At 65.2% G+C, this 6,035-nt stretch carries 11 protein-coding genes; 1 reads left to right on the top strand and 10 read right to left on the bottom strand.

All coding sequences use genetic code 11. The features are described from left to right. Positions 1-175: 175 nt before the first annotated feature. Positions 176-1,372: a site-specific integrase gene (locus Q4F91_RS05480; protein WP_303335385.1), complete on the top strand. Its 1,197-nt coding sequence runs from the start codon at positions 176-178 to the stop codon at positions 1,370-1,372. Positions 1,373-1,499: 127 nt separating this feature from the next. Here Q4F91_RS05480 and Q4F91_RS05475 read toward each other — a convergent pair whose 3' ends face one another. The 10 genes from Q4F91_RS05475 to Q4F91_RS05430 all read right to left on the bottom strand — a co-directional run. Then, positions 1,500-1,943: a hypothetical protein gene (locus Q4F91_RS05475; protein ID WP_303335383.1), complete on the bottom strand. Its 444-nt coding sequence runs from the start codon at positions 1,941-1,943 to the stop codon at positions 1,500-1,502. A 2-nt stretch (positions 1,944-1,945) separates the two neighbouring features. After that, on the bottom strand, positions 1,946-2,407 hold the full coding sequence (locus Q4F91_RS05470; RefSeq protein ID WP_303335381.1) for a lysozyme: 462 nt from the start codon (positions 2,405-2,407) through the stop codon (positions 1,946-1,948). Next, on the bottom strand, positions 2,404-2,622 hold the full coding sequence (locus tag Q4F91_RS05465) for an anaerobic ribonucleoside-triphosphate reductase (RefSeq protein WP_303335378.1): 219 nt from the start codon (positions 2,620-2,622) through the stop codon (positions 2,404-2,406). The genes Q4F91_RS05470 and Q4F91_RS05465 overlap by 4 nt, the downstream gene beginning before the upstream one ends. After that, positions 2,603-3,118, bottom strand: a complete 516-nt coding sequence (locus tag Q4F91_RS05460; protein WP_303335373.1) for a phage holin family protein — start codon at positions 3,116-3,118, stop codon at positions 2,603-2,605. The genes Q4F91_RS05465 and Q4F91_RS05460 overlap by 20 nt, the downstream gene beginning before the upstream one ends. 9 nt (positions 3,119-3,127) lie before the next feature. Continuing rightward, positions 3,128-3,433: a hypothetical protein gene (locus Q4F91_RS05455; RefSeq protein WP_303335369.1), complete on the bottom strand. Its 306-nt coding sequence runs from the start codon at positions 3,431-3,433 to the stop codon at positions 3,128-3,130. Positions 3,434-3,477: 44 nt separating this feature from the next. Beyond that, entirely contained in the window at positions 3,478-3,633 is a 156-nt protein-coding gene (locus tag Q4F91_RS05450; protein ID WP_303335366.1) for an XkdX family protein, read from the bottom strand. A gap of 1 nt (position 3,634) precedes the next feature. Continuing rightward, the gene (locus tag Q4F91_RS05445) at positions 3,635-3,853 is read right to left on the bottom strand and encodes a hypothetical protein (RefSeq protein ID WP_303335364.1); all 219 of its coding nucleotides are present in this window, start codon (positions 3,851-3,853) and stop codon (positions 3,635-3,637) included. Further along, on the bottom strand, positions 3,843-4,055 hold the full coding sequence (locus Q4F91_RS05440; protein WP_303335361.1) for a hypothetical protein: 213 nt from the start codon (positions 4,053-4,055) through the stop codon (positions 3,843-3,845). Before Q4F91_RS05440 ends, Q4F91_RS05445 begins: the two co-directional genes overlap by 11 nt. A gap of 63 nt (positions 4,056-4,118) precedes the next feature. Next, positions 4,119-5,495, bottom strand: a complete 1,377-nt coding sequence (locus Q4F91_RS05435) for a DUF6273 domain-containing protein (protein WP_303335359.1) — start codon at positions 5,493-5,495, stop codon at positions 4,119-4,121. Further along, positions 5,495-6,035, bottom strand: a 541-nt coding sequence (locus Q4F91_RS05430; protein ID WP_303335355.1) for a hypothetical protein, incomplete at its 5' end; no start/stop codon positions are given. The genes Q4F91_RS05435 and Q4F91_RS05430, both read right to left, overlap by 1 nt.

Genomic DNA, 6,035 nt, shown 5'->3' with positions numbered 1-6,035 from the left:
CTTCAAGGACTGTCATACAGGGTTCATCCTTCCTTTGCATAGCTTCTCATCAAAATGTCAAGCCTTCTCAATCCCGCGCCAATCAAGGGCTCTTGGGGTTGGTCCGTAGTGCCTTTCTTCTCATTCCGTGTCATCCTAGCTCCTTGTCATGTCATCAACTCTTATGGCGGAACTTATGGCGAAAAATCAGATCGAGGCACAGATTGAGAAGAAGCCCGACGGATTCCACAGGGTAGAGCGCGGACTCTACGTGCGCAAGCGAGAGGGGCGGCGCATGTCATGGGTCTACGTCTACACCGTCGCCGGCAAGCGCAAGGAGGTGATGCTCGGCCACCTCGACGAGATGGGCATCACGGCCGCGCGAGCGCAGCTGCAGCGCGCCCGCGAGCTCGTCGCGCAGGGCGTGGATCCAGCGGCGCAGCGCAGGGAGCGTCGACAGGAGATGGCCGCGCCGCAGGGTAAGCTCATCACCATGGCCGAGCTCACTGCGGAGGCGTTGCCGGCGCTCGAGGCGGCAAGGCGCCCTTCCGAGCCGAAGGTCGTTGAGCGATGGCGGCGCGTTCTGGAGATCCACCTTCTGCCGGTCATCGGAGCCCGCCCCGTGGCCAAGATCACGCGCGACGACGTGCTCGAGGTGCTCAGGCCACTGTGGGAAAAGATGCCTCCGACGGCGAAGCTTGTCCGCTCACTCTGCGAGGCCGTGCTTGCCTACGGCATCGCGACGGGCCGCATGCAGCCGCCGAATCCGGCCTCGTGGAGGGGCAACCTGGACTTCTTCCTGCCGCCCATATCCCGCATTCACAAGACGAAGCATCACGAGGCGCTCACCGTCGACGATCTGCGCAACATGCTCGCGCTCACCGACTGGCGAGACCCGCCGAGGATATGGGCCGCGATCGCCTTCTGCGCCCTGACGGGCACCCGCATTCATGAGGCCGTGGGGGCAAAGTGGTCGGAGATCGATGAGAAGCGCCGCATCTGGGCCTTCTATCGGCGCAAGGACCGCAAGGAGGACCCTCACCGCGTGCCGCTCTCCGAGCAGGCCATGCTGCTGCTCGCGCGCTTGCCCAGGACGACCGACTACATCTTCCCTTCCTACCGCAAGGGTGTGCCGCACATCGATCGGCGCGTCCCCGTGGTCGTGATCAAGAGACGGGTCGGCAAGGGCACCATGCACGGCTGCCGGAGCACCTTCCGCGACTGGGCGGCCGAGGCCGGCATTGACTGGGCGGCTTCGGAGAAGGCGCTGATGCACGCCGCGGGGAATGCGGTCGTGCAGTCATATCTCCGCACGGACCTCCTCGAGAAGCGACGGCCGATCATGCAGACGTGGGCCGATACGATCATGCCGCTCGAATGGTTAAAACCGTAGAAATATGCGGTTTTAGAAACGAAAAAAGGACGCCCCTCGAGGCCGAAGCCCGAGGGGTTTCGAATTGTTGATGTCGAAGGTTCGCGAGGTCTTCGACATGTCCGCGGCGACGTGTCGACGTCGTCACTCACTTGCCGGCGCTGAGGAGTCCGTCGCGCTCGACGGCAGTGACTCCAGAAAGCTCGACACCTCGTCCAACCAGGCCTGCGCCTCGTCCGAGTAGTCGCGTGCAGCTGGTGAGCTTGGCTGCCAGCTCGGCATCACCGGATCCGGGCAGGCGACGGCTGGCTGCGGTGAGTTCGCGCTGCAGCCGGTCAGCACGAGCACTGACGCGAGCGACGTCAGCAGTGGTTTTGCGCACCTGCGCTTCAAGCTTGGCCATGTCTTCAGCATGGGCCTTCTCCCTTTGTCTGTAGTCCTCTGAGAGCGCGAGCGAGTCGTCGGCCCATTGCAGGTAGAGCTTCGCCTCGTCGCGCTCGGCGCGGAGATCCCGCGCGCGCCATCCGCCGGCCGCGGCGATGACCAGGGCGAGCGCGATCGCCCCGGCCTTGAGGTAAGTGCTCGCGGCCATGGTCAGCCCTGCCGCATGAGCGCCGCCTCGAGCTGGCGTCGCCGGACGAGCCCAGGTAACACTCTGCCGCCTGCGCGGGTGATGTCGAGGAACTCGTCAGCGCACGCCTGATAGGCACCTCTGTTGAGCGCGCTCATCAGCCGCGGACACCTGCGGGTGACGTAGCTGACGCCCACATTGAAGGCGAGCGAGGTGAGTGCGATGTACTGGGTCTCGCTCACCGGCACCTTGACGTACGGCGCGAAGGCTTTCGCCGTGCGCTCGCAGTCCGCGATCAGAAGGATCCACGCATGGTGCTCGTCGAGCTGCATGCCTTCGACGACGTCCACGCCGGTGTGTCCGTAGCCGATCGTGAGCACGCCGGCCGGACAGCGATAGGCCTCCGCGCTGAAGCCCTCAAGGTTCTCGTCCTTGATGAACTGAGCGATGACCTCCGGCGAGAAGCTGCTGTACTCAGCTTTCATCGCGCCACCTCGTGCGGCAACGGCCGCGGGTGGCTCGCCGCGGCATGCTCGGTGAAGTGCAGCCTCTCGGCCGCCTCGCCCTTCTTGCCGATGTTGAAGCTCGCGATCGGGCGGTGATAGCCCATCACGCGGGTCCACACCTCGCAGGGCGTGCGCTCTGCAGGGTCGAGCTCGGCGACGTCGCCGGCAGTAATGTCAGGGAGAAGGTTCGTCATGATGACTCTCCTTTTGAGGTTGTTCCGGAAGGCCGGCACGGGTCAGTCCTGTGCTGATGACGCCCTCGAGGCGCGAGGGCATGGATGCCACCAGGCGCTTCAGGATCGGCGGCAGCACGTCGCCGTAGCCGGCCTCCTCGATGTTCTTGGTGGAGCTCGCGAAGTCCGTCGCCATGAAGGCCGTCAGGAACGCGCACTGCGCCACCGGGAAGTCGAAAAGCGCGAAGGCGAGGCAGACGTCGAGGCCTCGGGCGAGGCAGATGATCGCCAGCACGAGGAACTTCTTGACGAGCCCGTGCTGGAAGTACTCGGGCGAGAAGACGTCGTTCTTGCAGGCGGCCCATACGCCGGTCACGAAGTCGAAGACCATGACCGCCAGGTACCACCAGACAAGGATCTCGACCTTGCCGAGGGCGAGGCCCCAGAGGGCGCCGAGGACGGCGCCGACCTTCGCGAGGTAGAGCTCATAGCCCGTTGGCAGATACCTGTAGGCCATGGCCACTCCTTAGAAGACCAGGGTGTAGAGCCAGTGCAGGGTGGCGCCGGCGACGAGCGCGAGCACGCTGATGCCGATCCACGGCGTGCGCGTATCGCGGCGCACCTGAGTCTTCTCGGCCTCGAAGGAGACGCTCGCGGCGTTCACCCAGTCGGCGCAGGCCTTGATCTGGTCGGCCGTCGGATCGGTGATGCCGAAGATCTCCGCGAGGCCGACGGCCGCCTTCTCGGCGGTGGAGCGGGTGTCGAGGCTGTCCGCGAGGTCGGTGAAGACCGAGGACGTCGCCTCAATGGTGGGGGATTGAATGATGGCCATAGCTCGTCTCCAAAAGAAAAGCCCGCGGGATGCGGGCTTCAGGGTTATTCGGCGTAATCCTCGCCGGTGATCTCGGTGTACTCGTCGGCGGTGATCCACTTCTTTATGACCGCGTTCCGGACCATCGTGCGGTTCCAGAGCTTCCGGTCGTAGTACTTCTTGATGAGCGCGTACTTCGCGGAGTGTTCGGTCTCAGCCATGTCAGGCCTCCTCAGTGGTTTCGGTTTCGGCCGTGGTCTCGTCGACGGCGGCCTCGTCCTCGAGGACGGACTCCTCGACGGATCCGCCGGAGGTTTCGTCGCCGTCAGTCGGGAGCTCGATGTCGCCCATCATGGCGATGTAGTCCTGGTTCGCCTTGGTCTGCGCGAGATCGGCGATGAGATGCTCGATGGCGAGATCTCGATCTGCTTCAGTGGACATGAGATGTCCTCCATAGTGAGTTGTAGTAGGCGGCGAGCCGGGTTCGGACCTTCCAGGTGTCGCCCTGCTCGGCGTGTGCGAGCCATGCGCGGAAGCATTCGTCCACATGGACTCGCGTGATGCGGCCTTCCTTCGCGAGGTATCGGGCTCGATTGATTACCTCGAGCTTGTTCTCGCCACGTCGTGAGACCGGGACCGTCATCGGTCCTCCTTCAGTGTTCGGGCCCGGCGCGATCCGTGGGTCGCGCCGATGGGTCCGGATGAGTTAGTAGATTGCACAAGCGGGGGCGCAGTAACTCGCGGCGGCCGCGTAGCTGCTGCCAACGACGCCTGCCTGGGTGACGATGGCCGTGGTGCTCGAGTTGCCGCTACGGCTCGCCGAGCGCAGACGCCACGTGCTGTAGGTCGTGTGGACGCTGTAGTCGAGTTTGCGGAGCTTCTCATACGTGCCGTAGAGCGCGACGCGCTCGGTCGTGCCGAGGATCTCCTGATAGCGCTCCCACGTCTCGCCCTCATCCCCGACCGTGCTGTCGTAGGAGGCGACGTTGATCTGCTGCAGGCTCGGCAGGAAGAAGCGGTCGTAGGTCTCGACGTAGTCCTGCTCCTTGTCCTCGTCGATGAGCTTGTTCAGGTACGAGCGCACCTTGATCGGCTTGATGAGGTCGAGGAAGTCCGAGGAGAAGCCAGCGAGGAAGCCGTCGTACTTCGAGAGCTCGGCAGGCGGGCGGTCGTAGTTGTGCTGCGGCTCCCACCATTTGCCAACGAGCTCGGCCGAGTTGAGGTACTGCCTGATCGCAGAAACGTCCCATCGGCCGTAGCCGTAGGCGGCCGTATAGACGGACCAGAGATCATTCCCGGACGTGTGGCCGAGGTTGATCGTGCCGAGGTCCGTCGCGCTTTCGGGCGCGGCGTTGAAGGTGAGTGTCACGGTCTCGGTGGCGTCGGCGGTCGCGGGGCTCGCGTGCGAGGTGATGGTCCAGGTGGTCTTGTCGACGTCCGGGGCTCGCTGCATGCCGGCGAGCTGTCCGCCCGCGGGAACGGCGCTCTCGAGAGTGAAGGAGATCACGTCGCCGGCGACCACGTTGCTCGTCCCCCAGGACTGCCCCATCGTGAACTTGTACGTCCCGGCCGGGAGTTCCTCGGAGCAGTACTTGAACGCGCAGTAGTTCGAGAACTGAATGGCGCGGACCGTGAGGTAGTGGCTCTGAAGGTAGGCGCACTTCACGGTCTCGCCGGTCTCGGTCTCGCACGTGCCGTAGTGCACGACCTCGAACTCCATGTTCGCCGTCGCGGAGAGCTGCGCATCCTTCCAGGGAACCACGAAGCGGGTCCCGAGCGGGACGAGCTCCTTCATCTGCTCGGCCGTGTTGTTCCGGACAAGCATCCGGAACTCGGCGAGGGTGAGGTCGGAGATGATGCGCGAAGCCTGCACGACCTGCGCGGCCGCGATGATCTTCTGATACCCGTTCGCCTCGGTGAGCAGGGCGTTCCGCTCGGTGAGGAGTGTGTTCTGAGCCTCGATGAGCGCGTTCTGCGCCGTGAGCAGGGCGTTCCCGGCCTGCGCGGTCTCGTCGAGGACGATCGGCTTCTCGAGGACACTCGAGGCTGTGTCGGTGGTGCTTTCAGTGGTGGTGTCAGCCATTATGCGGACTCCTTAAAGCGACAGCACAGAAGGCCGTCAGCGTTGATGGTGAGGCCCGTGAGCCCCTGAACGTGCGCGAGCGCCTCCTCGGCGGCCGCCTGGGCGGTTTCGGCTGCGGTCTGCGCGGTCTCCGCGCCTTCCTGAGCCTGCAGGGCCGCGGCTTCGCTCGTGGCCGCCTTCGTCGCGGATGCGGCGGCCGCGTCAGCCTTCTCCGCGGCGAGGGTCGCGCTCCCGGCCGCCTTGGTGGCCGAGCCTGCAGCCGCGGTCGCGGACGTGCCTGCGGCCGTCTCGGAGGCCTTCGCCTCAGTCGCCGAGGTTTCCGCGGCCGTGGCCGAAGCGGCGGCATTCGTCGCGCTCGTCGACGCACCGCTCTCCGCGGTCTCGGCCTTGACCTGAGCCGCTTCTGCGCCGGCCTGTGCCGTCTCCGCTCCGGTCTGGGCCGCCTGCGCGGCCGTCTGAGCAGTGACCGCCCCGGCCTCGGCCGCCTCGGCCTTCGTCTGAGCGTCGACGGCGGCCACGCGGGAGGTCTCGGCCGCAGTT

It is taken from the genome of Sutterella sp., from assembly GCF_030539355.1.
Lineage (GTDB): Bacteria > Pseudomonadota > Gammaproteobacteria > Burkholderiales > Burkholderiaceae_F > Sutterella.
This window is presented reverse-complemented; position numbering and strand designations above follow the sequence as displayed.

Bases quoted from the DNA above. Each gene is read 5' to 3' on its own strand.
- Q4F91_RS05480 (WP_303335385.1), top strand. From the start codon at position 176: ATGGCGAAAAATCAGATCGAGGCACAGATTGAGAAGAAGCCCGACGGA.
- Q4F91_RS05475 (WP_303335383.1), bottom strand. From the start codon at position 1,943: ATGGCCGCGAGCACTTACCTCAAGGCCGGGGCGATCGCGCTCGCCCTG.
- Q4F91_RS05470 (WP_303335381.1), bottom strand. From the start codon at position 2,407: ATGAAAGCTGAGTACAGCAGCTTCTCGCCGGAGGTCATCGCTCAGTTC.
- Q4F91_RS05465 (WP_303335378.1), bottom strand. From the start codon at position 2,622: ATGACGAACCTTCTCCCTGACATTACTGCCGGCGACGTCGCCGAGCTC.
- Q4F91_RS05460 (WP_303335373.1), bottom strand. From the start codon at position 3,118: ATGGCCTACAGGTATCTGCCAACGGGCTATGAGCTCTACCTCGCGAAG.
- Q4F91_RS05455 (WP_303335369.1), bottom strand. From the start codon at position 3,433: ATGGCCATCATTCAATCCCCCACCATTGAGGCGACGTCCTCGGTCTTC.
- Q4F91_RS05450 (WP_303335366.1), bottom strand. From the start codon at position 3,633: ATGGCTGAGACCGAACACTCCGCGAAGTACGCGCTCATCAAGAAGTAC.
- Q4F91_RS05445 (WP_303335364.1), bottom strand. From the start codon at position 3,853: ATGTCCACTGAAGCAGATCGAGATCTCGCCATCGAGCATCTCATCGCC.
- Q4F91_RS05440 (WP_303335361.1), bottom strand. From the start codon at position 4,055: ATGACGGTCCCGGTCTCACGACGTGGCGAGAACAAGCTCGAGGTAATC.
- Q4F91_RS05435 (WP_303335359.1), bottom strand. From the start codon at position 5,495: ATGGCTGACACCACCACTGAAAGCACCACCGACACAGCCTCGAGTGTC.